23 protein-coding genes are annotated in these 26,932 nt (G+C 59.2%); 7 read left to right on the forward strand and 16 right to left on the reverse strand.

The features are described from left to right. Positions 1 to 13: 13 nt before the first annotated feature. The 3 genes from btsR to AB5Y99_RS13955 all read right to left on the reverse strand — a co-directional run bounded on the left by btsR (position 14) and on the right by AB5Y99_RS13955 (position 3,973). Complete coding sequence (btsR, locus tag AB5Y99_RS13945; RefSeq protein ID WP_005350523.1) at positions 14 to 718, reverse strand: two-component system response regulator BtsR; 705 nt, start codon at positions 716 to 718, stop codon at positions 14 to 16. Further along, complete coding sequence (locus AB5Y99_RS13950; protein ID WP_139406341.1) at positions 715 to 2,385, reverse strand: sensor histidine kinase; 1,671 nt, start codon at positions 2,383 to 2,385, stop codon at positions 715 to 717. Before AB5Y99_RS13950 ends, btsR begins: the two co-directional genes overlap by 4 nt. 352 nt (positions 2,386 to 2,737) lie before the next feature. Then, positions 2,738 to 3,973, reverse strand: a complete 1,236-nt coding sequence (locus AB5Y99_RS13955; protein ID WP_368209935.1) for an HD-GYP domain-containing protein — start codon at positions 3,971 to 3,973, stop codon at positions 2,738 to 2,740. A 230-nt stretch (positions 3,974 to 4,203) separates the two neighbouring features. On the opposite strand from AB5Y99_RS13955, the gene AB5Y99_RS13960 reads away from it, so the two are divergent. Next, positions 4,204 to 5,820: a phosphoethanolamine transferase gene (locus tag AB5Y99_RS13960; protein WP_110302868.1), complete on the forward strand. Its 1,617-nt coding sequence runs from the start codon at positions 4,204 to 4,206 to the stop codon at positions 5,818 to 5,820. Between the two features lie 71 nt (positions 5,821 to 5,891). On the opposite strand, the gene AB5Y99_RS13965 is transcribed toward AB5Y99_RS13960, so the two are convergent. Genes AB5Y99_RS13965 through nagB form a run of 3 tightly spaced genes read right to left on the reverse strand, consistent with a single transcriptional unit; the run spans position 5,892 to position 9,066 of the window. Then, positions 5,892 to 7,106, reverse strand: a complete 1,215-nt coding sequence (locus tag AB5Y99_RS13965; RefSeq protein ID WP_005334312.1) for an ROK family protein — start codon at positions 7,104 to 7,106, stop codon at positions 5,892 to 5,894. A gap of 4 nt (positions 7,107 to 7,110) precedes the next feature. Next, on the reverse strand, positions 7,111 to 8,256 hold the full coding sequence (gene nagA / locus AB5Y99_RS13970; protein ID WP_236316681.1) for an N-acetylglucosamine-6-phosphate deacetylase: 1,146 nt from the start codon (positions 8,254 to 8,256) through the stop codon (positions 7,111 to 7,113). 9 nt (positions 8,257 to 8,265) lie between these two features. After that, the gene (nagB, locus tag AB5Y99_RS13975; protein ID WP_005334308.1) at positions 8,266 to 9,066 is read right to left on the reverse strand and encodes a glucosamine-6-phosphate deaminase; all 801 of its coding nucleotides are present in this window, start codon (positions 9,064 to 9,066) and stop codon (positions 8,266 to 8,268) included. Between the two features lie 273 nt (positions 9,067 to 9,339). On the opposite strand from nagB, the gene nagE reads away from it, so the two are divergent. The 3 genes from nagE to glnS all read left to right on the forward strand — a co-directional run bounded on the left by nagE (position 9,340) and on the right by glnS (position 15,620). Further along, positions 9,340 to 10,818, forward strand: a complete 1,479-nt coding sequence (nagE, locus tag AB5Y99_RS13980; RefSeq protein ID WP_021231106.1) for an N-acetylglucosamine-specific PTS transporter subunit IIBC — start codon at positions 9,340 to 9,342, stop codon at positions 10,816 to 10,818. A gap of 121 nt (positions 10,819 to 10,939) precedes the next feature. After that, positions 10,940 to 13,603: a beta-N-acetylhexosaminidase gene (locus tag AB5Y99_RS13985; RefSeq protein WP_021231105.1), complete on the forward strand. Its 2,664-nt coding sequence runs from the start codon at positions 10,940 to 10,942 to the stop codon at positions 13,601 to 13,603. 355 nt (positions 13,604 to 13,958) lie between these two features. Further along, complete coding sequence (gene glnS / locus AB5Y99_RS13990) at positions 13,959 to 15,620, forward strand: glutamine--tRNA ligase (RefSeq protein ID WP_005334302.1); 1,662 nt, start codon at positions 13,959 to 13,961, stop codon at positions 15,618 to 15,620. A gap of 116 nt (positions 15,621 to 15,736) precedes the next feature. Here the strand turns inward: glnS and fur are convergent, their stop codons facing one another. After that, positions 15,737 to 16,165: a ferric iron uptake transcriptional regulator gene (gene fur / locus AB5Y99_RS13995; RefSeq protein WP_005334301.1), complete on the reverse strand. Its 429-nt coding sequence runs from the start codon at positions 16,163 to 16,165 to the stop codon at positions 15,737 to 15,739. 241 nt (positions 16,166 to 16,406) lie between these two features. Here fur and AB5Y99_RS14000 point away from each other — a divergent pair, with 241 nt between their 5' ends. Then, positions 16,407 to 16,880: a DUF4442 domain-containing protein gene (locus AB5Y99_RS14000; RefSeq protein ID WP_058056010.1), complete on the forward strand. Its 474-nt coding sequence runs from the start codon at positions 16,407 to 16,409 to the stop codon at positions 16,878 to 16,880. 89 nt (positions 16,881 to 16,969) lie between these two features. Here AB5Y99_RS14000 and fldA read toward each other — a convergent pair whose 3' ends face one another. Genes fldA through AB5Y99_RS14020 form a run of 4 tightly spaced genes read right to left on the reverse strand, consistent with a single transcriptional unit; the run spans position 16,970 to position 18,910 of the window. After that, positions 16,970 to 17,494: a flavodoxin FldA gene (fldA, locus tag AB5Y99_RS14005; protein WP_368209937.1), complete on the reverse strand. Its 525-nt coding sequence runs from the start codon at positions 17,492 to 17,494 to the stop codon at positions 16,970 to 16,972. A 39-nt stretch (positions 17,495 to 17,533) separates the two neighbouring features. Continuing rightward, the gene (ybfE, locus tag AB5Y99_RS14010; protein WP_005334297.1) at positions 17,534 to 17,830 is read right to left on the reverse strand and encodes a LexA regulated protein; all 297 of its coding nucleotides are present in this window, start codon (positions 17,828 to 17,830) and stop codon (positions 17,534 to 17,536) included. Positions 17,831 to 17,850: 20 nt separating this feature from the next. Then, positions 17,851 to 18,072: a DUF2788 domain-containing protein gene (locus tag AB5Y99_RS14015; RefSeq protein ID WP_005334296.1), complete on the reverse strand. Its 222-nt coding sequence runs from the start codon at positions 18,070 to 18,072 to the stop codon at positions 17,851 to 17,853. Positions 18,073 to 18,127: 55 nt separating this feature from the next. Further along, positions 18,128 to 18,910: an alpha/beta fold hydrolase gene (locus AB5Y99_RS14020; RefSeq protein WP_368209939.1), complete on the reverse strand. Its 783-nt coding sequence runs from the start codon at positions 18,908 to 18,910 to the stop codon at positions 18,128 to 18,130. Between the two features lie 274 nt (positions 18,911 to 19,184). On the opposite strand from AB5Y99_RS14020, the gene seqA reads away from it, so the two are divergent. After that, positions 19,185 to 19,694 (forward strand): replication initiation negative regulator SeqA, encoded by a 510-nt coding sequence (gene seqA / locus AB5Y99_RS14025; RefSeq protein WP_181497181.1) that lies wholly within the window; start codon positions 19,185 to 19,187, stop codon positions 19,692 to 19,694. Between the two features lie 58 nt (positions 19,695 to 19,752). Next, positions 19,753 to 21,402: a phosphoglucomutase (alpha-D-glucose-1,6-bisphosphate-dependent) gene (pgm, locus tag AB5Y99_RS14030; RefSeq protein WP_021231101.1), complete on the forward strand. Its 1,650-nt coding sequence runs from the start codon at positions 19,753 to 19,755 to the stop codon at positions 21,400 to 21,402. 102 nt (positions 21,403 to 21,504) lie between these two features. Here the strand turns inward: pgm and mltB are convergent, their stop codons facing one another. From mltB to AB5Y99_RS14055, 5 genes are all read right to left on the reverse strand, one after another. Continuing rightward, on the reverse strand, positions 21,505 to 22,587 hold the full coding sequence (mltB, locus tag AB5Y99_RS14035) for a lytic murein transglycosylase B (protein WP_368209940.1): 1,083 nt from the start codon (positions 22,585 to 22,587) through the stop codon (positions 21,505 to 21,507). Between the two features lie 132 nt (positions 22,588 to 22,719). Further along, complete coding sequence (locus AB5Y99_RS14040; RefSeq protein WP_368209941.1) at positions 22,720 to 23,334, reverse strand: CDP-alcohol phosphatidyltransferase family protein; 615 nt, start codon at positions 23,332 to 23,334, stop codon at positions 22,720 to 22,722. 14 nt (positions 23,335 to 23,348) lie between these two features. Then, on the reverse strand, positions 23,349 to 23,999 hold the full coding sequence (locus tag AB5Y99_RS14045; RefSeq protein ID WP_368209942.1) for an ATP-binding cassette domain-containing protein: 651 nt from the start codon (positions 23,997 to 23,999) through the stop codon (positions 23,349 to 23,351). A 23-nt stretch (positions 24,000 to 24,022) separates the two neighbouring features. After that, entirely contained in the window at positions 24,023 to 25,657 is a 1,635-nt protein-coding gene (locus AB5Y99_RS14050) for an ABC transporter permease (RefSeq protein ID WP_368209943.1), read from the reverse strand. 77 nt (positions 25,658 to 25,734) lie between these two features. Further along, positions 25,735 to 26,919: an ABC transporter substrate-binding protein gene (locus tag AB5Y99_RS14055; protein ID WP_368209944.1), complete on the reverse strand. Its 1,185-nt coding sequence runs from the start codon at positions 26,917 to 26,919 to the stop codon at positions 25,735 to 25,737. Positions 26,920 to 26,932: the final 13 nt, after the last annotated feature.

The raw sequence follows: 26,932 nt of genomic DNA on the forward strand, positions 1-26,932 counted from the left end.
CACACTCCGTGGCTCAGTCCAGCCCCAGCTGATCTTTGAGCTCCTTGAGATAGCGACGACTGACCGGCACCCGGGCGCCGCTCGGGGTGACAATCTCTGCCAGCTGGTTATCCAGCAGCCGGATCTCGAAGATGGCGTTGGGGGAGACCAGATACTGGCGGTGGCAGCGCAGCAGCGGGCTCTTTTCTTCCAGCGATTTGAGGGTGAGCTGGGTGTGGAACAGCTCGCCCTGACAGGCCACATGGACCCCGCCCAGATCGGAGAAGGCATACTCCACCTGCGCGATGGGCAGCAGCCTGACCCGATTGTGCAGATAGCCCGGAATATGTTCGATAGTCGGGGCCAGCCGCTCGATGGGCTGCGGGGAGATATCCTGCTTGAGGCGAGCGAGGGTCTTGGCGAGCCGAGCGGGCTCCACCGGTTTGAGCAGGTAGTCGAAGGCGTTCTCTTCAAAGGCCTGAATGGCATATTCGTCAAAAGCGGTGACAAAGACGATGCGGGGCAGGGGGTCGAGCATGGCGACCAGCTCCATGCCGCTCAGCTTGGGCATCTGGATATCGAGGAACACCACATCGGGCTTGAGGCGCTGAATAAGCGGCAGCGCCTCGATGGCGTTGGCCGCTTCCCCCACGATCTCGATGGCAGGATCGCAGGCCAGCTGCTGCCTCAGCTCTTCGCGGGCATAGTGTTCGTCATCGACTATCAGGGTGCGGATCATGGTTGCTCCTTGGGGATGGTGAACGAGACCCGGGTCCACTGTTCCGGCTCGCAGGCAATAGTCACGCCATAGCGCTCGCCAAAGGCGCTTTTCAGTCGCCGGTCGACGATGGTCATGCCCAGACCGTCGCCAGCGGGGTGCGCTTGCCAGGTGCCTGCATTGTCCTCCACGTGGATAGTGACGCTGGTGGGATGCTCATCAGTCCAGAGGCGAATGCGCCCTTGCTCCAGCAGGGTCGAGATGCCGTGCTTGATGGCATTCTCGATCAGCGGTTGCAGAGTGAAGCTGGGCAGTCGCAGTGTGGCCAGATGGGGCGGGATTTCGTTTATCACCGTCAGCCGATCGCCAAAACGGGCCAGCTCGATCTCCAGATAGGATTGGCAGTGCTCCTGCTCCTCCTGCAGGGTCGCAAGGCCGCTCTGGCGTTTGAGATTTTTGCGAAAGAACAGCGACAGGTGCAGCAGCAGATCCCGCGCCTTGTCCGGATCGCGCCGGGTGATGGCACTGATGGTGTTGAGGGTGTTGAACAGAAAGTGGGGGTTGATCTGGGCCTGGATAAGTTTCAACTCGGACTGCACCAGCAGCCGCTGATGCTGCTCCAGCCGACCGGCCAGCAACTGCTGTGACAGCAGGTTGGCAATCCCTTCCCCCAGGGTGTGGTTGATCTTGAGAAACAGCCGCTTCTTCGGCTCGTAGAGCTTGATGGTGCCGATCACTCCTTTGTCCCCCTGCAGCGGGATCACCAGCACCGAGCCCAGTTGGCATGCGGAGGAGAGGCTGCAGCGATAGGGTTGGCTGTTGCCATCGGCAAACAGCACCTTGTTCTGGGCGATGGCCTGCATGGTGATGGCTGACGCGATGGGGGTACCCGGCAGATGGTGATCTTCGCCGGTGCCGATAAAGGCGAGGATCTGCTCGGTGTCCGTGATGGCGACCGCCCCCACGCCGGTCTCCTCCTGAATGATGCGGGCAATCTTGTTGCTCGCCTCCGGGGTAAAGCCCTGACTCATGATCCCCACGGTGCGGTTGGCGATATTGAGCGCCTTGGCGGAGAAGACCCGGGAGAACTTCTCATACATCCGCTGCTGGTCGCGGATCATGCTGATGAAGAGCGCCGCGCCGCAGGAGTTGGCCAGAATCATCGGGGTGGCGATGGTGCGCACCAGCAGCAGGGATTTGTCGAACGGGGTCGCCACCAGCAGGATGATGACCATCTGCATGATCTCGGCGTAGAGGGTGGTAAAGAAGGCGATACGCGGTTCAAACAGGGCATCCGTTCGTCCCGAGCGCATCAGTCGCCAGTGCACTATGCCCCCGAGCAACCCCTCGCAGGTGGTGGAGATGGCGCAGGCGAGATCGGTAAATCCCCCCAGCGTATAGCGGTGCAGGCCGCCGGTCAGCCCTACCAGAAAGCCCACCAGCGGCCCCCCCAATAATCCCCCCAAGACAGCGCCGACCGCCCGGGTGTTGGCGATGGCATCGTCGATATCGAGGCCCACATAGGTGCCGAGGATACAAAAGCTGGAAAAGATGATGTATATCAGTATTTTGTGAGGTAGTCTCACTGAATAGTTGGCAAGCGGGCGCAGCAGCGGGCTTTTCGAGAAGAGATAGGCGATCACCAGGCTGACGCTCATCTGTTGCAGCAAGGAGAGGACCAACTGCATAAAAAACGCTCCTCATAAGCCAGCTGAAAAAATAGCCAGCCCGTGAATAAGTGTGATCAGGATCTTGTTCTGTTGGCCCAACTGGGCGCAACGGGCCGCCAGTTTGCCAGAACAAGTGGATAAAACCATATTAAATCAGCATGTTAAATTGATATTTGTGTAAGCGGCAGCGGGTTGATATTGATGGATGGAGCATGAATGTATCCGCTGGATACGCCACACGGAGGTGGCATGCTCCGCCCGGCCCTTGGCTGGGCGTTTTTTATACATGGTCAGTTGGCAACCTTCTGATGGGGGTTTGAGCAATTATTCCGGTTTGTCCAATGAGTTATCCCCAGCTTCTGGGGATAACTCAGAATGCAAAGTAGTAGCAGAAGCGGCGGGTCAGGTTGAAGAACTGCCGTTGTCCCTCATCCAGTTCTTCCTGTTTCAATACTCCGGTAATAATACGCTCGTCTTCCCGCAGGTCGATCATGGCGACGGCTTCTGGCCGCTGGGCCTTGATATAGGGCAGGATCTTCGGCTTGAGGGGCATGGTGGGCTCGGTGGATAGCACCAACGCAATGCTCTCGTCCGAGAGTTTCACCAGTGATCCTGGCGGATAGACTCCCAGCACTTTGATCAACAACTTGACCAGATTCTGGTCGAACTTTTTCTGGGATAACTTGTAGAGCTGGCTGATGGCCTGACCCGGCGCGGCCGGGTTGCCGCTGTTGCGGGGATGGAGCAGCTCGTCGTAGAAGTCGACCAGCCCGATCAATCGCGCCAGCGGCGGGATCTCCCCGCCCTTGATCCCGAGCGGATAACCGCTGCCGTCGAGCCGCTCGTGGTGCAGATGGGCGACCTGACGGATTTTCGGTTCAAAGGCGTTGAGCTGGGTCAGCATGTCAAATCCGTACTGGGGATGCATATTGAGGAAGTTCTGCTCGGCCTTGTTGAGATCCCCGCGTTTTTGGGTGATCTGGCTCGGGATTTTCAGTTCGCCGATGTCGTGGATAAGTCCCGCAAGTCCCGTCTCCTCAATCTCGATGGGGTTCATGCCGAGTTCGCGGGCCATCAGCATGGCGATAAAGGCGACGTTGAGGCTGTGCTGCAACAGGATATCGGTGTGGGGGCTGCGAATAAGGTGGAGCCCGAGAGGCCCTTCGTGCTGACTGAGGGTGAAGGCGGCATTGCGGACGATCTGGGCGGTATTGGCCAGCCCTTCATCCGGTTTGAGGTTCAGCGCCCCGAGAGCATCACGCAGCTCGCTCATGGATTGGCCAAAGGCTTTGTCGGCGGCGCGCATGGAGCGGCGAAAGGCTTTCTCGTCAAAGGGGGGCGGGCCCGAGGCAATCAGCTCTTCCAACTCGTCAAGGTCAGGCCCGGCATCCGGGATATCGCCGCGCAGCAGCGGCTCGATGGGCAGATCGCTCTTGTCGGGGTCGACCATCAGCAGGGTGAGATCAAGATGACGGAGAATGTCGAGTTGCTGCTGATCCTTGATCTTGAAGGTATTGAACATAAACGGGTGGTTGGTCCATCCCGTGGGGAGATGGATATAGTGGCCTACTCTCAATTGCTCTATCGAGGCTTGGATCAGTGCCATCGGTTAACCTGCATTTCGTGAATGCCTACTCAACAAGCTAGCAAAATCCGATGGATAGACAACTAAAAATCCATTTCGGTGCTGCGGAGCACCCCGTGCTGTGATGGGGCGCACGAGCGCCGTGCTGCTCCTCTTAATTCGCGCTTAAGTTTTACTTCCTACGCTGGCCCCGTCGTTTTTGTTGGCTTGGCCGGCCCGCTGCACTGCAGGCCGGTATGTAGGAGTTGTTTATGCGTGTAACTCTCGGTGTACTGCAGACCAATCTGTTGCTGGTACTCTTTTTCGCCCTGGTACTGAATTGGCCAATCTTTTTGCATTTCTATACGGTGCTCAGCGCCCTGACCCATGTCAAAGCCGGATTTGCCATCTCGATCCCGCTGGTGCTGATCGCGGCGCTCAATGCCGTGTTTATTCCCTTCACGTTCCGGTTTGTGCTCAAGCCCTTTTTTACCGTGCTCATTTTGACTGGCTCCATCGTCAGCTACGCCATGCTCAAATACGGCGTCATCTTTGATGCAGGCATGATCCAGAACATAGTGGAGACCAACAGTGGTGAGGCCGGGGCCTATTTGAATGGCTCGGTTGCACTCTGGTTTCTGCTGACCGGGCTGTTGCCTGTTCTGGTGCTCTGGTCACTGCGGATCCGCTATCCGGCTCGCTGGTATCAGGGGGTGGCGTTGCGGGCTGGTGCACTGGCTATCTCTCTGCTGTTTATCGGGGGCGTCGCGTCACTTTACTATCAGGATTACGCCTCGGTCGGGCGCAACAACAAGTCTCTGGCCAAAGAGATTGTGCCCGCCAACTATGTGCACGGCCTCTACAAATATGGGCGGGATGTGCTGTTTGCCACGCCGATCCCCTACCAGCATCTGGGGACAGATGCCAGGGTGGTGGCCCGGGGAAGCAAGCCGACTTTGATGTTCCTGGTGGTGGGGGAGACGGCGCGCAGCCAGAACTACTCCCTTAACGGGTATGGCAAGGCGACCAACAGCTTCACGGCCAAAGAGCAGGGGGTGGTGTCGTTCAGGGATGTGCGCTCCTGCGGCACGGCCACCGCCGTCTCGGTGCCCTGCATGTTCTCCAACCTCACGCGCCGCGGCTACGATGACCAGCTTGCCAGCTCCCGTGACGGCCTGCTCGATGTGCTGCAACATGCTGGAGTCTCGGTGTTGTGGAAAGAGAACGATGGCGGTTGCAAAGGGGTGTGCCGCAATGTGCCGACCATCGAGATCCTCCCCAAATCCTATCCTGCGCTCTGTCAGGGGGAGTCTTGCTATGACGAGGTGCTGCTGGAGGGGCTGGATCAGCAGATTGCCGGCATGAAGGGCAACAAGCTGGTGGCTTTTCACCTGATGGGCAGCCATGGCCCGACCTACTATCGCCGCTATCCTGCCACTGATCGGGTATTCGTGCCCGACTGCCCGCGCAGCGACATCGAAAACTGCAGCAACGAAGAGCTGGTCAACACCTATGACAACACCATCCGCTACACCGACAAGGTGGTGGGGCTGCTGATAGACAAGCTCAAGTCGCTGGAGAGCCAGTACGATGTGGGACTGGTCTATCTCTCCGATCACGGCGAATCCCTTGGGGCTATGGGGCTCTATCTGCACGGCACGCCCTACAAATTTGCGCCGGATGATCAGACCCGGGTGCCGCTGCTGACCTGGTTCTCGCCCCAGTTACAGGCCGATCGCCAGCTGGATATGGGTTGCCTGGCGGCGGAGGCGAGCAGTCAGCGCTTCTCCCATGACAACCTCTTTCACTCCATGCTGGGGATCATGGATGTGCAGACGAGTGTTTACGACAACAAGCTGGATCTGTTCAAGCCATGTCGGGCGGGCTAAATCGCCAGCAAGCACACAATAGAAAACGGCAGCCAGTGGCTGCCGTTTTGTTATCTCGCAAGATCAGTGTCTTACTTCTGCTCCATGATGATCTGCAGCAGATCTCCCTCCAGCAGGGCGCGCTTGACCAGTGCAAAGCCGCCATAGGTCGGCTGGTTCTGGAAGCGGGCTTTCACGATGGGCAGGCCACGGTGGAAGCTCGGAAGTGATTGATGCTCGACGCAGCGACGGATAGCCGGGAAGAGGATCTCTTCGGCGGCGGTGATTTCGCCGGCGATCAGCACCTTCTGCGGGTTGAACAGGTTGACCGTGATGGCCACGGCTCGTCCCAGATGCTCACCCACGTTCTCGATCACGCTGCGGGCCAGTTCATCGCCTGCCAGCGCAGCCTTGCACACCTCCTGAATGGTGATGTGCTTCTCTTGCAGCGCGCTCTGGTGACCGCGGCTGATGAGCTCCTTCACCTTGTCGATGATCGCTTCGTTGGAGGCGATGGTCTCGAGGCAGCCGAAGTTGCCACAGTGGCAGCGCTTGCCGAGGGGCTCGACCTGGATGTGGCCGATCTCGCCGACGTTGCGGTTCTGGCCGAGGAACACCTGACCCTTGGTGATGATCCCGGAGCCCGTTCCCTGGTGGACACTTACCAGAATGGAGTCCATGCAGTCGCGGGACTCACCGAAGAAGTGTTCGGCCAGTGCCAGAGAGCGGGTGTCGTTGCCCACGTAGCAGGGGAGGTTGAAGTGGTTCTCAAGCAGCTTCGCCAGTCCCAGATTGCGGATCTGGTACTTGGGGGTGTAGATGACCATGCCGGATTCCGGGTTGACCAGACCCGGCATGGTCAGCGCGATGCTGATGAGGTTGCGACAACGTTCGCGGTTGGCATCGATAAAGGCGCCAATCTCTCGCAGCAGCATGTCGACCACGGGTTGCTGGTCGATCTCGGTCACCTGAATGACGTGCTGGTCGAGCTCCTTGCCATCGAGGTCATAGAGACTCAGTTGCAGGTAGCCGCGGCCCAGCTTGGCAGAGACAAACTGAAAGCGATGTTTGATGGTGGTCAGGGAGATGGCACGCCGCCCTCCGGTTGAGGCTTGCGGAGAGGTCTCCTTGATCAGGCCATGCTCGATCAGTTGCCGGGTTATTTTGGTCACGCTGGCCGGGGCCAGCTGACTCAACTCGGCAATCTTGACCCGGGAGATGGGGCCTTGCAGGTCGATGAGCCGATACACGGCTGCACTGTTGACCTGCTTGATAAGATCTACGTTTGCTATTTGTCCGCCAGTCATGATGTCACTGTTGTGTGTAGTGTCCGTTAACCACGGTCCCACGGACCGTGAAGTCCTGATCGAAGACAGTGAGGTTGGCTACTTTACCGACCTGGATACTACCGAGACGTGAGTCCCATCCAATGGCGCGAGCGGGGTAGAGGCTGGCCATTCTCAGTGCTTCATCGAGCGGTAATCCGACCTGCTTGACCAGATTTTCCACCCCCTCAATCATGGTGAGGGAGGAACCGCCGAGTGTACCATTCTCGTCGACACACTGACCATCGCGTAAAAAGACGGTGGTGCCACAAAAATCAAATTTCTCAAAGCCTTCCGGCGCTCCGGCTGCTGCGGTGGCATCGGTGACCAGCACCAGTCGCTCCCCCAGCGCCTTGTGAGCCAGACGCACGTTGGCCCAGTGCACATGGTGGCCATCGACGATGATGCCCGCATAGACATCCTTGCGATCGTAGATGGCGCCCACTACGCCCGGCTCGCGACCGTTGAGGGTCGGGGTCATGGCGTTGTAGAGGTGGGTCGCAAAGCGAATACCGTTATCGAACCCGGCCATGGCCTGATCGTAACTGGCGGCAGTGTGACCGGCCGAGACCAGAATGCCCGCTTCCACCAGACGGCGGATATGGGCCGGCTCGTTGCGCTCCGGGGCCAGGGTGATCTTGGTGATGGCATCCGAGTTGGCGCAGAAGAAGTCGATCATCTCGTCCGCTGGCTGGCGAATTTGCGCGGCAGGGTGGATCCCCTTGCGCTTGAGGTTGGTGTAAGGCCCTTCCAGATGGACGCCCAGCACCTCGTTGGGGTGTGCCGCCATGTAGTCACGGGTCACCGCAACGGCCTGCTTCATATCCGCATCCGGACTGGTGATCAGGGTCGGCAGGAAGCTGGTGGTACCGGATTTGAGGTTGGCCGCCTGCATGGTTGCCAGGGTCTCGACCGTGATGTCGGTGTTGAACATCACCCCGCCACAGCCGTTGAGCTGCACATCGATAAAACCTGGGGTCAGGTTGGCGCCTTTGAGGTCAATCTGCTCGATGCCCGCAGGCAGTTCGGCCAGGTGAGAGATGGCGACAATCTTGTCGCCCTCGATAAGCACCCCGTAGCCGGTCAGCACGCAGCTGCCGGTGTAGAGGGTGCAGTTGGTCAATGCGTACATGACGACTCCTTACAGACGGCCGATGTTGGCGGCTTCCAGTTGCTGGAAGTAGCGAACGGTCTTGACCTTGAGCTCCATGGTGGAGGGCTCGTCGCACACCATCATTCCCTTCGGATGCAGTTGCAGGGTGGAGATGGTCCACATGTGGTTGACGCTGCCTTCCACGGCGGCCTGCAGGGCCAGAGCCTTGCCGTGACCGGTGACCAGGATCATGATCTCCTCCGCATCCATCAGGGTGCCGACACCCACGGTCAGGGCCAGCTTGGGCACCTGCTCCATGTCGCCACCGAAGAAGCGGGAGTTGGCGATACGGGTGTCTTCGGTCAGGGTCTTGACCCGGGTGCGGGAGGAGAGGGAAGAGGCTGGCTCGTTGAATGCGATGTGGCCGTCGTTACCCACGCCACCCATGAACAGGTGGATCTTGCCGTAGGACTTGATTTTGTCTTCGTAGCGCTTGCACTCGGCCACCAGATCCTCGGCATTGCCGTTGAGGATGTTGATGTTCTCGGGACGAATGTCGATGTGGCTGAAGAAGTTGTTGTGCATGAAGCTGTGGTAGCTCTCCGGGTGATCTTCCGGCAGGCCGACGTACTCGTCCATGTTGAAGGTGACCACGTTCTGGAAGCTCACTTCACCGGCTTTGTGCAACTCGATCAGGCGCTTGTAGGTGTTGAGCGGGGTGCCACCGGTGGGCAGGCCCAGTACGAAAGGGCGATCGCTGGTCGGCTTGAACGCGTTGATGCGGTCAACGATGTAACGAGCAGACCACAGGCCTACTTGGCTGGCAGATTTCAACGGGATCAGGCGCATATGGGATACCTCTGTGTCGGGTTGCGACCGGTTTGGCGGTGGCAATTGGCTAAGACGGATTCAAGTTGTTTTATAGCGTAAATAAAGATTGCGAACTAAGCCACATCTATCCACCACCTTTATCTTGTTTGGGTGATAACGATCACGATTATCGGTTTATTAATTTGCGCAGCGAAATAAAAGCCCTAGACTGCCAATCAAGCCTTGATGGCTTATGCGTCAAACGTGATAAGCACTTAATTTCTAGAAAAACATTAACTAAGGAGAGGAACCGTGAACATTCTCGGTTATTTGCAAAAGATCGGCCGTGCCCTGATGGTGCCGGTAGCGGTATTGCCTGCCGCCGCGATCCTGATGGGGGTTGGCTACTGGATTGACCCGAATGGTTGGGGTGGTGACAGTGCGCTGGCTGCCTTCCTGATTAAAGCGGGCGCAGCCATTATCGATAACATGTCCGTACTGTTCGCAGTCGGTGTCGCCTACGGTATGTCCAAGGATAAAGACGGTTCTGCTGCCCTGGCAGGTCTGGTCGGCTTCCTGGTCGTTACCACCCTGCTGAGCCCGGGTGCTGTGGCACAGATCAAGAGCATCCCGGTGGAGCAGGTTCCTGCCGCGTTTGCCAAGATCAGCAACCAGTTCGTGGGTATCCTGTGTGGTGTTATCGCCGCTGAGCTGTACAACCGCTTCAGCAGCGTCGAGCTGCACAAGGCACTCTCCTTCTTCTCCGGTCGTCGTCTGGTACCGATCGTAACCTCCGTAGTGATGATCGTTGTATCCTTCATCCTGATGGCCGTATGGCCGGCAATCTACGGTGGTTTGGTCTCCTTCGGTGAGTCCATCGTGAGCCTGGGCTCTACCGGTGCCGGTATCTACGCCTTCTTCAACCGTCTGCTGATCCCGATCGGTCTGCACCACGCCCTGAACTCCGTGTTCTGGTTCAACGTGGCCGGTATCAACGACATCCCGAACTTCCTGGGTGGTCAGGCTACCATCGATGCCGCTCTGGCCGCTGGCAAGAGCCTGGAGCAGGTGAAAGGCGTGGTCGGTATGTACCAGGCTGGCTTCTTCCCCATCATGATGTTCGGTCTGCCGGGTGCCGCTCTGGCCATCTACCACTCCGCCAAGAAAGAGAACAAAGAGAAAGTTGCTTCCATCATGATCGCAGCTGCCTTTGCCTCCTTCTTCACCGGTGTTACCGAGCCGCTCGAGTTCTCCTTCATGTTCGTGGCGCCGGTACTGTATGTCATCCACGCCGTACTGACCGGTATCTCCGTGTTCATCGCTGCCTCCATGCAGTGGATGGCCGGTTTCGGTTTCAGTGCCGGTCTGGTGGATATGGTGCTCTCCAGCCGTAACCCGCTGGCGACCAACTGGTACATGCTGATCCCTCAGGGTCTGGTCTTCTTCGGCCTCTACTACACCGTGTTCCGCGTAGTGATTGCCAAGCTGAACCTGAAAACCCCGGGTCGTGAAGATGACGAAGATACTGCTCCGGCTGCCGCTCAATCTACCAACCGTACCGAGCTGGCCAAGCAATACCTGGAAGTGCTGGGTGGTCAAGAGAACCTGGTCTCCATCGATGCCTGCATCACCCGTCTGCGTCTGACTCTGAAAGACCGCAGCATCGTCGATGAGCGCAAGCTGAAAGCCCTGGGTGCGGCCGGTGTGGTCAAACTTGGTGAGCAGAACCTGCAGGTGATTCTGGGCCCATTGGCCGAAATCATCGCCGGTGAGATGAAAGCCCTGCGTTAATCGAGCGACTCGCTCACCTCAAGTCTAAGTCCATTGTTGACATAACTAAGGGCCCCGCTCAGGGGCCCTATATAAAAAAGCCAAGAAAATCCAACCTTTACTTCAAATGAGAGCAGCAGTTATGAACTTGAAACATTCTCTGTTAGCCATTGCCATGTCTACCGTTTTTGTCAGCCAGGTCCAGGCAGCCGATGCCGCCAAGCAGGCCGTGGTCGACTCCCTCGCCAACAACCTGGTGGTCAAGTATGAAGTGGTCACCAACGATGGCGCCGGTGCCGGCCTCGATTGCCAGGCACTCGGTTCCGAGTGGGCGAGCTGTGGCGTTGCCAAGCTTCACCTGACCAATACCGGTGCTGACGTCACCTCCAAAGACTGGAGCATCTACGTCTCCTCCATCCGTCGTATCCAGCGTGTGGATAACGACCAGTTCACCATCACTCACCTGACCGGCGATCTCTATCGTTTGACGCCAACCGAGAAGTTCCAGGGCTTTGCCAAGGATGCCACGGTCGAAGTGCCGCTGGTGGTGGAATACTGGGTACTGTTCGAATCTGACATCATGCCGAACTGGTATGTCGCCAGCGAAGGTGCCGAGCCGAAAGTACTGGCCAGCATGAGCAACATCAATGATGCCAGCACCTACGAGAAGCCGATGCCGGCCGATGGCTGGAAGCGTACCAAGGATGACAAGAACATCCTGATGAACAGCGAAACCCGTTTTGCGGCCAACCAGACCAGCACCCTGCTGCCGGCGGGCAAGATTGACAACCAGATCCTGCCGACCCCGATGAAGCAGGTGGTCAAGGCTGGTCCGCAAATCGACTTCTCTACCATCAAGCTTAATGCCCTGGACTTGCCGAGCGATCGCGCCGAGGCCCTGAAGGCTCAACTGACCAAGCTGGGTGTTACCCTCTCCGACACCGGCTACCCGGTGACCATCAAGCTCGGCAGCAAGCTCAAGCAGGCTGAAGGCTATGACATGACCATCGGTCAGAAGGGCACAGTGATCCAGGGGCGCGACATCGACGGGGCATTCTGGGGTGCACAATCCCTGATCTCCCTGCTGGGTGTTGATGACAAGCTGGTGAGCCCGATGACCGTCGAGGATGCGCCGCGCTTTGAATACCGTGGCATGCAGACCGACGTGGCCCGCCACTTCCGCAGTCTGGATACCATGAAGAAGCTGGTTGACCAGATGTCTGCCATGAAGCTCAACGTGCTGCACCTTGGCCTGACCAACGATGAAGGCTGGCGTCTGGAGATCCCGGGTCTGCCAGAGCTGACCCAGGTCGGTAGCCAGCGTTGCCACGACGAGTCCGAAACCAAGTGCCTGATGCCGCAACTGGGTTCCGGCCCGACCAGCGACAACCAGGGTTCCGGTTTCTATAGCAAGTCTGACTACGTGGATCTGGTGCGTTATGCCAAGGCCCGCGGTGTGACCGTGATCCCCGAGATCAACATGCCGGCTCACGCCCGTGCTGCCGTGGTCTCCATGGAAGCGCGCTACAAGCGTCTGATGGCGGAAGGCAAAGAAGCGGAAGCCAACCAGTTCCGTCTGACTGATCCGGCTGACACCTCCAACGTCACCTCGGTCCAGTTCTACGACAAGATGTCCTTCATCAACCCTTGCCAGCCGGGTGCTGCCACCTTCGTGGCCAAGGTAATGGATGAAGTTGCCCAGATGCACCAGGCCGCCGGTCAGCCGCTGACCGCATGGCACTACGGTGGTGATGAGGCGAAGAACATCATGCAGGGCGGTGGCTATCAGGATCCGGCCGTCACCAAGAAAGAAGAGCTGGTCGCCTGGAAAGGCAACGTCGACTCCAGCAAGCAGGACAAACCGTTTGGCAAGTCCCCGATGTGCCAGAAGATGATCGACGAAGGCAAGATCAAGGAAGTGGGCGAGCTGCCGGTTTACTTCGCCAAGGAAGTGGGCCAGATGGTCAAAGACCGCGGCTTCTCTACCCTGCAGGCGTGGGAAGATGGTCTGAAGTACGCCAGCGGTGCCAAGGACTTCGCCACCGACAACACCCGTGTTAATTTCTGGGAAACCCTCTACTGGGGTGGCTTCAACGAAGCGATGAAGTGGGCCCACAAGGGTTACCAAGTGGTGCTGTCCAACCCGGATTACCTCTACTTCGACTTCCCGAACGAAGTACACCCGGCTGAACGTGGCTACTACTGGGCTACCCGTTTCAACGACACTCGCAAGGTGTTTGCCTTCGCCCCGGAAAACCTGCCGCAGAACGCCGAGACCTCGGTTGACCGCGACGGCAACGCCTTCGTGGCCAAGGGTGACCAGGATCCGGTCAAGTTCAAGGGGATCTCCGGTCAGCAGTGGAGTGAAACCGTGCGTACCGATGCTCAGTACGAGTACATGGTCTACCCGCGTATCTTCTCCGTGGCCGAGCGTGCCTGGCACAAAGGTGGCTTCGAGCTGGATTACGTGAAGAACCGCGAGTTCTCCGGCGAGACCAAGTTCGTCAACAAGGCCACCCTCAACAAAGAGTGGAACCAGTTTGCCAACGTACTGGGTCAGCGCGTGCTGCCGAAACTGGATCAGGCCGGTGTTGAATACCGCCTCTCCGTACCGGGTGCCAAGGTAGTGAACGGTGTGCTGGAAGCGAACGTGGATCTGCCGGGTCTGCCCATCCAGTACAGTCTGGACGGTACCAACTGGAGTGCCTATGACGCCGCGGCCAAGCCGAGTGTGAATGGCAAGGTCTACCTGCGTACCACCAGCTTCGATGGCAAGCGCACCAGCCGCGTCACCGAACTGAACTGATAGCAGTCAACCGTTAACATGAGGTGGGTCGCAAGACCCGCCTTTCCCAAGTGCGATGGCGCATCGGGTTTGGGAAAGGTTGACTGTGCGTGTGAGCCTTTGTTGTGTGTAATTGTCTGTTTTGTGTTTTTCATCACTTTCAGCCCCGCCCAGTGCGGGGCTTTTTTATGCATTTAGTGTGCAATGTGCCAAGCTACGCCGTTTTTAGCGGTGCAATGGCCGGGAAATGGCCCGGAAGTGCCAAATTCAGGTTGAGACAGCGCCCGTAATAAGGGATCATACCCGGCTTGACGGCGGGGGGATGAGGGTGCCAGCCGGCACAACTTCCGCCAGTGACGCTTTTTTGAGGTGAGCCATGAGTCAGGCGAACAGCCCAACTAACTTTATTCGTCAGATCATTGATGAAGATCTGGCCAGCGGTAAGCACAGCAGCGTGCATACCCGTTTTCCGCCCGAGCCGAACGGTTATCTCCATATCGGCCACGCCAAATCCATCTGCCTGAACTTCGGCATCGCCCGCGACTATCAGGGCCAGTGCAACCTGCGTTTCGATGACACCAACCCGGTGAAGGAAGATATCGAGTACGTAGAGTCCATCAAGCAGGACGTACAGTGGCTCGGCTTCCAGTGGAATGGCGAGATCTGCTACTCCTCCGACTATTTCGACAAGCTGCACGGCTACGCCATCGAGCTGATTGAAAAGGGTCTGGCCTATGTGGACGAGCTGACGCCCGAGCAGATGCGCGAGTACCGTGGCACCCTGACTGAAGCTGGCAAGAACAGCCCGTTCCGCGATCGCAGTGTGGAAGAGAACCTGGCGCTGTTTGCCAAAATGAAGAACGGCGAGTTCGCCGAAGGCACCGCCTGCCTGCGCGCCAAGATCGACATGGCATCCCCCTTCATGGTGATGCGTGATCCGGTTATCTACCGCATCAAGTTTGCCCACCACCACCAGACCGGTGACAAGTGGTGCATCTACCCGATGTATGACTTTACCCACTGCATCTCGGACGCGCTGGAAGGGATCACCCACTCCATCTGTACCCTGGAGTTCCAGGACAACCGCCGTCTGTACGACTGGGTGCTGGACAACATCACCATCGATTGCCACCCCCGTCAGTACGAGTTCTCTCGTCTGAACCTCGAATACACCGTCATGTCCAAGCGCAAGCTGAACCTGCTGGTGACCGAGAAACACGTCGATGGTTGGGATGACCCGCGCATGCTGACCGTCTCCGGTCTGCGTCGCCGTGGCTACACTCCGGCCTCCATCCGCGAGTTCTGCAAGCGCATCGGCGTCACCAAGCAGGACAACATCGTCGAGATGAGCATGCTGGAAGCCTGCATCCGTGAAGACCTCAACGAGCATGCGCCGCGCGCCATGGCCGTGCTGCATCCGGTGAAAGTGGTCATCGAGAACCTGGCTGCCGACGAAGTGCTGACTGCCCCGGCTCACCCGAGCAATGCCGAGATGGGTACCCGCGAGTTGAACTTCACCCGCGAGATCTTCATCGATGAAGCGGACTTCAAAGAAGAGGCGAACAAGCAGTTCAAGCGTCTGGTGCTGGGCAAGGAAGTGCGTCTGCGCAATGCCTATGTGATCAAGGCCGAGCGCATCGAGAAAGATGCCGATGGCAAGGTCACCTGCATCTACTGCTCCTACGACCCCGAGACTCTGGGCAAGGATCCGGCCGATGGCCGCAAGGTGAAAGGGGTGATCCACTGGGTCAGCGCCACTCACTCCCTGCCAGCGGAAGTGCGTCTTTACGACCGTCTGTTCAAGGTGCCGAACCCGGGCGCCGAGGATGACTTCGAAGCCGCGCTGAATCCGGAATCCCTGGTGATTATCGAGGGGGCCCGTGTCGAGGCTTCGCTCAAGAACGCCAAGCCGGAGCAGGCTTACCAGTTCGAGCGTGAAGGTTATTTCTGCGCCGACAACAAGCTCTCCAGCCCGGAGCATCTGGTGTTCAACCGCACCGTTGCCCTGCGCGACTCCTGGGGCAAAGTCGAAGGCTAAGCCGATGGGGCAGGGGAGACTCTGCCCTGTGTGCTGCCAGCGGCCTGCGCCGGACAATAAAAAAGCCAGCATCAGCTGGCTTTTTTATTGTCCGTTATCTGCAAGTCGCGGCCGACTTATTCGTCGTGCTTGCACTCACCGGTAGCACAGTGACCGTAGAGGTAGAGGCTGTGGTTGGTGAGACGGATATTGAATTTCTTGGCGATCTCGCGCTGACGCTGTTCGATCACTTCGTCGGAGAACTCGATCACCTTGCCGCAGTCGAGGCAAACCAGGTGGTCGTGGTGCTCCTGAGTGGCCAGCTCGAATACCGACTTGCCACCTTCGAAGTGGTGACGGGTAACGATACCGGCATCATCAAACTGGTTGAGAACGCGATAGACGGTAGCGAGACCAATCTCTTCACCCAGGTCGATCAGTCGTTTATAGAGATCTTCGGCGCTGGTGTGCTGGCAGTCCGGCTGTTGCAGGATTTCCAGGATTTTGACCCGGGGCAAGGTGATCTTGAGCCCGGCCTTTTTTAACGCTTGGTTGTTGTCTGCCATATTCTACTTATTCGCATTCTCGAAGGTGGGGTTATTCTGATGGACTGCCGCAGGAATGGCAACCTTGAACTCGCTTGGCCTGTCATTATAGGTCGTAGCCTCCCTAAAAATAAACCCAGCAATTCAAGGGGTTTAGTCATAAATAGCCGGTTGGATTGAAATAATCAATCGTGTCGTCCGACTTGCTGGCATGGCAGATGTTGATAAGATGTAACTTTCATATTCTGGTCGGATGAGATCCATGGATTGGCTTTTTGACAATGCGGCCTGGGTGCGCCGCGCACTCAACGCCTGGCCCCCTTTCTGGGGGGCCGGTATCAAGATAGAGACCCTGAGCGATGACTTTCGTTATTGCCGGGTGACCCTGAAATCCCGCTGGTGGAACAAGAATGCCAACCGCACCCAGTTTGGCGGCAGCATGTTTGCCATGACAGACCCCATCTATCCACTGATGCTGATGGGCTACTTCAAGAATCGCTACTACGTCTGGGACAAGGCGGGCAGCATCAACTATATCAAGCCCGGCAAGGGCAAGCTGGTGGCCGAGTTTAACCTGACCGAGGGCAAGTTGGCCGAAATCGTGGCGGCGACCGAAGGTGGCAACAAGCACTTCCCAGAATTCGAGGTCTCGGTGCAGGACAAGAGCGGCGAGCTGGTGGCGCAGGTCAAGCGCACCCTCTATGTGCGAGCCAAACCGGAGCACAGAGGTGAATAACAGGGGAGAATGAAGGCAGGCATCGCCACTTGCAGATACAACAAGGGCCCGTCAGGGCCCTTGTTGTCAGAGGTATGAGGGGAAGCGGATTACTCCAGCTCGCCCAGGCACATCTCTTCGTGCAGCTGCTTGCACCAGCCCTTGACGCGCTCGGCAGTCAGCTCCGGCTGGCGATCTTCATCGATACCCAGACCGACAAAGTGCTTGTCATCGACCAGTGCCTTGGAGGCTTCGAACTCGTAGCCGGCAGTCGGCCAGTGACCGATGATGATGGCGCCTTTGGCTTCGACGATGTCACGCAGGGTGCCCATGGCGTCGAGGAAGTACTCGGAATAGTCTTCCTGATCACCGCAACCGAAGATGGCGACCAGCTTGTTGGTGAAGTCGATTTCGCCCAGATCGGGGAAGAAGTCGTCCCAGTCGGCCTGGGCTTCGCCGTAGTACCAAGTCGGGATGCCGAACATCAGCAGATCAAAGCTCTCGATGTCGGTCTTGCTGCTCTTGGCGATGTCACGGACTTCAATCAGGTTTTTGCCCAGCTCTTTCTGGATCATCTTGGCGACAGCTTCGGTGTTACCGGTATCGCTGCCAAAAAACAGACCTACACTTGCCATAGTGTTTAGTTACCCGTATTTGGTGTTAATGCTCAACGCTCAGACTGCAATGTCCACCGCAAAGGCGGACTCAATCTGTTGTTTCAGGATAGATTGGATCAGCTCGGCTCGGCTGATGTTCTGTTGTAACGCAAGTTGGTTCAGGCGCTCCAGCAACTCGGCCTCCACCTTTAACTCTACCCGCTTCAGCCCATTTTCCCGATCGCGCTTAAGCTGGTTACGCTTGTTGATCTTGAGCTGGGTCTCGCGGGGGAGTGGATTGGTCTTTGGCCTGCCGGGGCGCTTCTCATTTGCGAACAGATCCAGTGTTGTTCGATCAGTTTGCTGTTTGGCCATACATCACAGATGAAAATAAGTTAGCCGAGTCCTGAGCCTTCCCAGCCCAGTTCGATCAGCCCCTTGGCGACAAAACCCGCACAACCCAGAAACAGTACCAACCAGACGATAAAACGACCGAAACGGGGCACGTTGCCGCGTTTGAGCACGTCCTGAATGGCCAGGCCAATCAATATGAAAATGGCCACAAAGAATAACTTGAGGCCCAAACTTTCGATCAGGTCGATATGTTCACTTAGCATGGATTGCGCACACTCCTTATGACCGGCGCACTATATCACAAAGGATTTGAAACTGTTAACCGCCTGTCGACAGGAAATCCACAACCAATTTGTTGAACAGAGCCGGTTTTTCCGCATGCAGCCAGTGGCCGGTACCCGCGATGACACGCACCTTTGCCGCCGGGAATTGGGCCAGTGCCGTCTCGCTGTATTGGGGCTGCATGTAGTCAGAATCCCCCCCTTTGATAAAGAGCACCGGCCCCTCGAAGCGATGCTCATCCTCTGGCCAGCCCATGATGTTGGCGTAGTTTTGCTCAAGGGCGGGCACATTGAAGCGCCAACCCCAGCCATGCTCGCCTCTGGCGAGCGATTTGAGCAGGAACTGGCGCACCCCGGCGAGCTCAATATGCTGCGCCAGCATGGCTTCCGCTTCACTGCGGCTTTGCGGCGGCGTGCGCAGTGTGGCGTTGAGTCCGGCAAAGACATTCTGGTGGCGGGAGTGGGGATAGGCGACCGGCGCCATGTCGGCCACCACCAGCTTGGTCACCCGCTCTGGCGCCAGCTTGGCGACCTGCATCGCCACCTTGCCACCCATCGAGTGGCCAATCAGGGTCGCTTCGGCAATCTTCAGCCGATCCATCAGGGGGAGGATATCGGCCGCTTGTGCCGGATAGCTCATCTCGCTGCTATGAAAGGAGGCGCCGTGGTTGCGCAGATCGACGCTGATGACCCGGTACTGTTCGCAGAGGGCACGGGCCAGCAGGCCGAGGTTGTCGAGGCTGCCAAACAGGCCGTGGATCAGAATGACCGCCGGGCCCTGACCCTGTTCCTTGAAGTTCAATATGCTGTTTTGTTGCAAAATGACACCTTGTCGGTCGTGGGTGCGTATCGCTGTTTTATTTAACGCACTGGAAAGAAAAGGATTTCGTCCAATGAATTGGGATTTTATGTGGTTTTTTTTCTAAAAAATCCTGTCCGGATCGGCTATCAGTGCGGCCGATCACACACTTGGGCCGCTATTATGCCGTATTCTCGATGAGATTCATGTACATCTGCCAGCCCCTCCCTTGGGCTGTCGGGTTTGCCTATGTATAATCGCCGCATCCGAATTTCGACGAGTCCAGCGCATCCCTATGAAAACCATCGAGCTTGATGACGATCTCTACTTCTATATCGCCAGCCAGACCCGGCACATTGGTGAGAGTGCCTCCGATATCCTGCGCCGTCTGCTGGAACAGCCTGCTAACCAACGTGTGCCGGTTGCCGAGCCCGTTGCCGTCGCGCAGCCCAGTACCGTAGCCACCCAACAAGGGCTGCAAGCCTTGCTCGATTCTGGTGAGCTGCAAAAAGAAGAGAAGTCCATCAACCGCTTCATGCTGGTGCTGAGTACCCTCTACCGGGATAACCCGGAAGGCTTTACCCAGGCCACCGAAATCAAGGGGCGCAAGCGCGTCTATTTCTCGCAGGATCCCGAGGCTCTGCGCGCCAGTGGTAGCACCACCAAGCCCAAGCCGGTACCGGAGACCCCGTTCTGGGTGATCACCAACACCAACACCAGCCGCAAGCAGAACATGGTTGCCCAGCTGATGGCCAGCATGGGCTATGGCGAAGAGGTGATCGCGCAGGTGTGTGGCGCCATTTAACGATTCTTCAAGACTCAGGCCTTGCCCGGCAAGGCCGCCATTACGCAAGGAAAACGCCATGGCTCAGCATTCCCACGCCGGTCAACCGGCCCGTTTAAGCGATCTGACCAACATCCCCCGTCTGGTCAGCGCCTACTACCTCAACAAGCCGGACATGAGCCGCCCCGAGCAGCGGGTGGCCTTCGGTACCTCTGGCCACCGTGGCAGTGCCTTGCACAGCGCCTTTACCGAATCCCATATTCTGGCGGTGACCCAGGCCCTGGTGGAGTATCGCCAGCAGGCCGGCATCACTGGCCCGCTGTTTGTCGGCATGGATACTCACGCCCTGTCCGAATCCGCCTTTGCCAGTGCGGTCGAAGTGTTGGCCGCCAACGGCGTCGAGACCCGCATTCAGGCTGGCCTCGGCTTTACCCCGACCCCGGTCATCTCGCACGCCATCCTGCGCCACAATGCAGGCAAACCGGCTGCCCGTGCTGACGGCGTGGTGATCACCCCATCCCACAACCCGCCGGAAGATGGTGGCTTCAAGTACAACCCGCCCCACGGTGGTCCCGCCGAAGGGGAGATCACCAAGTGGGTGGAAGACCGTGCCAACGCCATTCTGGAAGCGGGTCTGGCTGGCGTGAAACGGATGCCGTTCGCCGAGGCGCTCAAGAGTCCGTTCGTGGTCGAGCACGACTATGTCACCCCCTATGTGGATGATCTGAAGAACGTGCTGGACATGGACGCCATCAAGAATGCGGGCATCAAGATTGGTGTCGATCCGCTGGGCGGATCCGGCGTCGCCTACTGGGACGTCATCGCCAAGACCTATGGTCTGAACATCGAGGTGGTGAACTACAAGGTCGATCCGACCTTCTCCTTCATGACCCTGGATAAAGACGGCAAGATCCGGATGGACTGCTCCAGCCCGTTCGCCATGGCGAGCCTGATTGCCCTCAAAGACAAGTTCGACATCGCCCTTGGCAACGACCCTGACTACGACCGTCACGGCATTGTCACCAAGTCCGGCCTGATGAACCCGAACCACTATCTGGCGGTGGCAATCCAGTATCTGTTTACCCATCGCACCGGCTGGTCTGCGGATGCGGCCGTCGGCAAGACGCTGGTCTCTTCTTCCATGATCGACCGGGTTGCCGGCGAGATTGGCCGCACTCTGAAAGAGGTGCCGGTCGGCTTCAAGTGGTTCGTGGATGGCCTCTACAGCGGCGAGTTTGGCTTTGGCGGCGAGGAGAGCGCGGGCGCCTCCTTCCTGCGCAAAGATGGTACCGTCTGGACCACAGACAAGGATGGTTTCATTCTGGCGCTGCTGGCAGCGGAAATTCTGGCTGTCACCGGCAAGGATCCGCAGGCCCACTACGACGCACTGGAAGCCAAGTTCGGCCGCTCCAGCTATCGCCGTATCGACGCCCCGGCCAACAGCGCCCAGAAAGCGGTGCTCTCCAAGCTGGATCCTGCACTGGTAGAAGCCTCAACGCTTGCCGGTGAGCCCATCATCGCCAAGCTGACCAAGGCGCCGGGCAACGATGCCGCCATCGGCGGCCTCAAGGTAGTGACCGAGAACGGCTGGTTCGCGGCGCGCCCCTCCGGCACCGAGTCCATCTACAAGATCTACATGGAGAGCTTCAAGGGCGACGCGCACCTCGACCTTATCCAGCAGGAAGCCCAGCAGATCGTCTCCGCGGCACTGGCCAAGGCAGGCGTCTAAATCAGGTAGCCATCCTTGAGCCCCTGATGGGGTGGAACGTTGAATATAACAAAGGAGCCATGATGGCTCCTTTTTCATTGTCAGTTTTATGCCAGCGAGTTGTCAGCGCGCCGCCTTCACCGCCAGACCCAGCTGCCATACCGCCATGGCGTAGTGGGTGCTGTGGTTGTAACGTGTGATTGTGTAGAAGTTGGGCAGGCCGTACCAGTATTGGTAGCCGGTGCCGACATCGAGGCGCAGTAGGCTCGACTCGCTGTGGTTGCCCAGGCTGCTGGTTGGCGTCAGCCCTGCGCGGCGCAGTGTGGCGATGGGGTAGCGGGTCTGGAAGCCATGCTCATAGCCGGGCAGTTGGCCCTGACCGCGCACCGCCACCGGTTGACCTTTCTCCCAGCCGTGGGCCTTGAAGTAGTTGGCGACGCTGCCGATGGCATCCACCGGATCCCACAGGTTGGTATGGCCGTTGCCATCAAAGTCCACCGCATAGCGCTGGAAGCTGGAGGGCATAAACTGGCCATAGCCCATGGCGCCCGCATAGGAGCCCTTGGGTTCGGTGGGGTCCATCCCCTCGTCGCGGGTCATCACCAGGAAGGCTTCCAGCTCGCTGGTGAAGAACTCAGCCCGGCGCGGATAATCAAATGCCAGGGTGGCCAGCGCATCCAGAATGCGGGTCTTGCCCATCACCCGGCCCCAGCGGGTCTCGACCCCGATAATGCCGACGATGATCTCCGGCGGGACCCCGTAGATCTGCTCTGCCCGGTTCAGTTCGCTTGCGTATTCACGCCAGAAGTTGACGCCGTTCTGTACGTTGTCCGGGGTGATGAACTTGGCGCGATAGCGGTTCCAGGCACCGGTCGGGCCGGTGGGCTTGGCGGTGGTCGGCGCCTGGGCATCCATCAGACGGATGATCCAGTCGTAGCGCTCTGCCTGCGCCAGCACCTGATGCAGCTGGGCGCTATCAAAACCGTGCTTCTCGACCATCTTCTGGACGAACCTGTCCACATTGGTACGATTGGCGAAGTCCCCTTTGCTCACCCCCTGGCTGTAAACGGGGCTGCGCGACGGCGTCTGGTTGATGAAGGCGCTCTTGGGCTGGGGGACGACTACGGGCTTGGCAGCCGGCGTGCTGCTGCAGCCACCGAGCAGAGGAAACAACGACAGAGTGAGAAGAGAGGCAAGGCGACGCATAGGGTTCTCAAGGAGACTGATAAAAGTGCCGCCATGGTAAAACATTGTCATCCGGGCGCAAGTGTTCCGTGCACTGCACCCAGCGCCAATTCATCGCATGATGGATTAGCCCTCCGGTGAGGGCGGCACTGGTTAGCGCTGGGGGGAACGTAGCGTGTGGTAGCCGCTCCAGAGCCGGGTCAGGGTAGTGATGGCGCAGAGCAGGGCAAAGCCGTAGGCGAGCGGGGCGAAGGCCGCGGGCCACAGGCACATCAGCACGAACAGGGCGATGGTCTCGCTCCCCTCGGTGAGGCCGCCCAGATAGTAGAGGGATTTGTGGTGGTAGACCGGATTATCGATCCCCCGCTTGCCCGCCATGATAGCAAACGCCAGAAAGCTCGAGCCGGTACCCATAAAGGCAAATAGCAGGGTGGCGGCGGGCAGCGCATTGGCGGGGGCGGCGAGGGCAAAGCCCAGCACAACGGCGGCGTAGAAAATAAAGTCGAGCGTGATGTCGAGAAAGCCGCCGCAGTCGGTGATGCCGGTTTCCCGCGCCACGGCGCCATCGAGCCCGTCCAGCAGTCGGTTGAGCAGGATGGCCGCCAGCGCCCACGGATAGCCGCCAAAGGCCAGCAGCGGCAGCGCCAGCATGCCGATGGCAAAGCCGGTGAGGCTCACCTGATTGGCACTGACCCCGGCGCGGCAGAGCGGTTTGGCAAGCTGGGTGAGAGGACTGCGGATCACGGGGATCAGGTGGCGGTCAAACAAGGTGAACTCCTCGGTTAAAAACAGGATTCGGTGAGATTGAGTATGGTGCCCGGTGCATCCTCTTCGTCGTGGGTCACCAGAATAGCGGGGATGGCCAACGCCTTGATCTGCGCGAACACCAGCTCGCGAAAGGCGGCCCGCAGCGGCTTGTCGAGGCGGGAGAAGGGCTCGTCCAGCAGCAGGGCGTCGGGTTCCGCCAACAGCGCCCGCAGCAGACTGACCCGCGCTCGCTGACCCCCTGACAGCAGCTGCGGCAGCTTGTCAGCCTGATCTGCCAGTGCGACCTGCGCCAATGCGGTCAGCGCCTTTTCCCGCCGCGCACGTTTTCCCTTGATGGTCGCCGGCATGCCGAACATCAGGTTTTCCGCTACCGTCAGATGGTCGAACAGCAGGTCATCCTGAAACAGCATGCCGATGCGCCGTGTTTGCGCAGGCAAGGTGTTGAGTGGCCGCTCGCCGAGCCTTATCTCCCCCTCCAGCCGGATCGGGCCGCTATCAGTCTGCGCGCCGGGCAGTGCCCCGGCCAGCCCCGCCAGCAGGGAGCTTTTACCGCAGCCGCTGGGGCCCATCAGGGTCAATACCTCGCCGGGGGCCACCTGTAGGGCAGGGAGCGAGAGCAGCGGATTTTCATCAAGGTAAAGTCGAAGAGGCGTGGTGCTCAGCATATGGCTGTTTCCATCGTGAGAGTTCATCGTGAGCCGCCCCCCTTGAGCGCCGGATTGATCCGCGCCGGCAGCCAGAGCGCCAGCAGGTAGATAACGAGTGGCAACAGCAGTTGCAGCAGGCCGTAGAGCCCCGCCAGTCGCCGGTTTAGGCCGCTGCCGATGGCCACTGCTTCGGTGGTGATGGTGACCACTCTGCCTGCGCCAAAGAGCAGGGTCGGCAGATATTGGGCCAAACTCACCGCCGCCCCGACGCTGAAGGCAAACAGCAGCGGGCGCGCCAGTAGCGGCGCTTTGACCTGCCACCAGGCTCGCCACGGCGTAGCCCCCAGCAGCAGGGCGCTCTGGGTGATCCGCGGATCGAACTGGCGATAGGGGCCGTGCAGGCACAAATAGACATAGGGAAAGACAAACAGCAGCTGGCTCCAGAGCACCCAGCTCCAGCCAATGCCGCTGCTTATCGAATCATGTGCAAGCCAGTCCAGCCCGAGCCGGATACCAAACAGCAGGCTTGCCTGCGGCAGCAACAGCGGCAGGCAGATAAGCCAGAGCGGCCAGGGACGGCGCCCGGCTTGCGCCTCCAGACTGCACACCGCCATCACCAGTGCCAACAAGCCGCTCACCAGCGCCAGCAGTGCGCTGGTTACCAGCAGTGGCAGCAGGGTTGGCAGCAGATCCAGCCAGTAGTGACTGCTCCACTGGCTGGGCCAGAGGGCGGGAAAGGGCCAGCGGCGCGCCAGCGACCAGAGCAGCAGAGCCGCCAGCACCGCCAGATTGAGGGTGATCAGAGTCAATACAAAACCTGCTGCGAGCCGGTTGGCAAAGGAGTGGGGCTCTGCCCGTTTGCCATCGAGCCAGCAGCCTTTGCCCAGCTCTTGATGAAGCCACTCCAGTAATCTGAGCAGGGCGATGAGCAGCGCCGTGATGGCGAGCAGCAGCAGGGCGCCGCTGGCGGTGGCACCGCGCCAGAGCAGATCCGGGTCCTGATACCAGAGCCACAACCGCACCGCCAGCGGGGCGGGGGCATCGGGCCCGAGCAGCTGGGCGAGATCCACCACCGCGACTCCGTAGGCCGCCACCGCATAGATGGGCAGGCGCAGGGCAGGCCAGAGGGCGGGCAGCAGCAGGCGCCACCAGATCTGGGGGGCGCTGAAACCGAGGCTCGCCCCCAGCCACTGCTGGCGTGCCAGCTGGATGGGTTGCTGCGCGGCCATCGCCATCAGCAGCAAAAAGGGGGTCTCCTTGAAAACGAGCAGTGCAATCAGCCCGAGCCCCCAAGGGTCACGAATGGTCTGCCAGTCGGGGGGGAGATCAAACCCGGTCAGAGCTGGCGAGACGAGCCGCAGCAGCCAGCCGGAGGGGGCGAGCAGAAAGGCAAAACCGATGGCAAAGGCGACGTGAGGCATGGCCAGCATGGGCGAGAGCAGACGACGGAGCAGCCCGAAAGCCCGGCTGTCGCTGTGGGCCAGCAGCAGGGCGGTCAACAGCAGGCTGCCAAGGGTCGAGGCGGCGCCAATCCACAGGCTCAGCGCTGCTGAGTACCAAAGACCGGGTTGGGCGAGCAGCAAGGCGAGATGAGAGGCGGTCATCCCCTCCGCCAGCAGTTGCCACAGCCCCGCCAGCAGGGGGATGACGAAGATCGCCAGATAAATGACCGCCATCCCCGAACTCATACTGGGGTGGCGTGTCAACCGGCGCCACGGTCGGGAGCAGGAATGCGGGTGACCAGAGGCACTCATCAGTGACCGTAACGCTCGGCCCAGGCGGCTTCCAGTTTGAGCTGCCAGCTGGGGTGAGGCTCGGCCACTGCTTTGAAGCGCAGTGCCGGTTGCCCCTTGGCTGAATCAGGCAGCGCATCGGCCCGCAGCACGCTGGGATCACCCCAGAAGGCCGGATTGGCTTTTCGCGCTTGCGCCGCCGGGCTCAGCAGGAAGTTGGCCACCACCTTGGCACCCGCACGGGCACTGGCGTTGAAGGGGATGGCGAGAAAATGGCTGTTGGTGAGCGCCCCTTTTTTCATGGCGACAGCCTCTACGCTGGGGGGCAGGGCGCCAATCTGAGCGGCGCTTTGCGCCTCCTGCGGGTTGAAGCTGATGGCCATGGCCAGTTCGCCATCATCGAGCAGTTGGCGGGTCTCGGCGGCGCTGGTGGGGAACAGCTTGCCCTTGCGCCAGAGTGCCGGATGCAGCTCATCGAGCCAGGCCCAGAGCGGGGCGGTGAGTTGGGCAAAATCGCGCTCGGTCGCCTCCCGATAGAGGGGGGCGGGGTCTGGCGTCAATTCCAGCAGGATCTGCTTGAGAAAACTGGAGCCATGGAACTGGGGCGGCTTGGGATAGGTGAAGCGACCGGGATGGGCCTTGGCCCATGCCAGCAGGGCTGTTGCCGAGGTGGGCGCTCTGGCGACCTCTTCGGTGTCGACCATCAGATTGAGCTGGCCGATGCCCCAGGGGGCTTCAAGCCCTTCCACCGGCAGGGTGAAGTCCTCACTCACCGGCAGGCTGCTGTCGAGCAGCGCCATGTTGGGCAGCTCGGTGGTAAAGGGAGCGCTGAGCAGTCCCTGCTCCTTGAGCGCCTTGAAGTTCTCGCCGTTGACCCAGAGCAGATCGATGGGGCCGCCAGCTTGTTTGCCCGCCTGCTTGTTGGCCAGCAACTGGCTGACGCTCTGGGCGATGTCATCCACCTTCACCTGCACCAGCTTGACCTGATAGTCGCGCGCCAGCTCCTGCCCGGCCCACACCAGATAGGCGTTGATCTCCGGGCTGCCGCCCCAGGCGTTGAAGTAGACGGTCTGTCCCTTCGCCTCCTCAAGGGTCCGTTGCCAGTTGTCATCAGGAGTGGCTAACAGCGGGCCGCTGGCGAGCAGTGGCAGGGTGCACAGCAGCGCATTTAGCCGCTGTTTGAGTTGTGAGAATGGCTTGAGCATAAACGTTTCCCTG

It is taken from the genome of Aeromonas sp. R4-2, assembly GCF_040908295.1.
Lineage (GTDB): Bacteria > Pseudomonadota > Gammaproteobacteria > Enterobacterales > Aeromonadaceae > Aeromonas > Aeromonas veronii.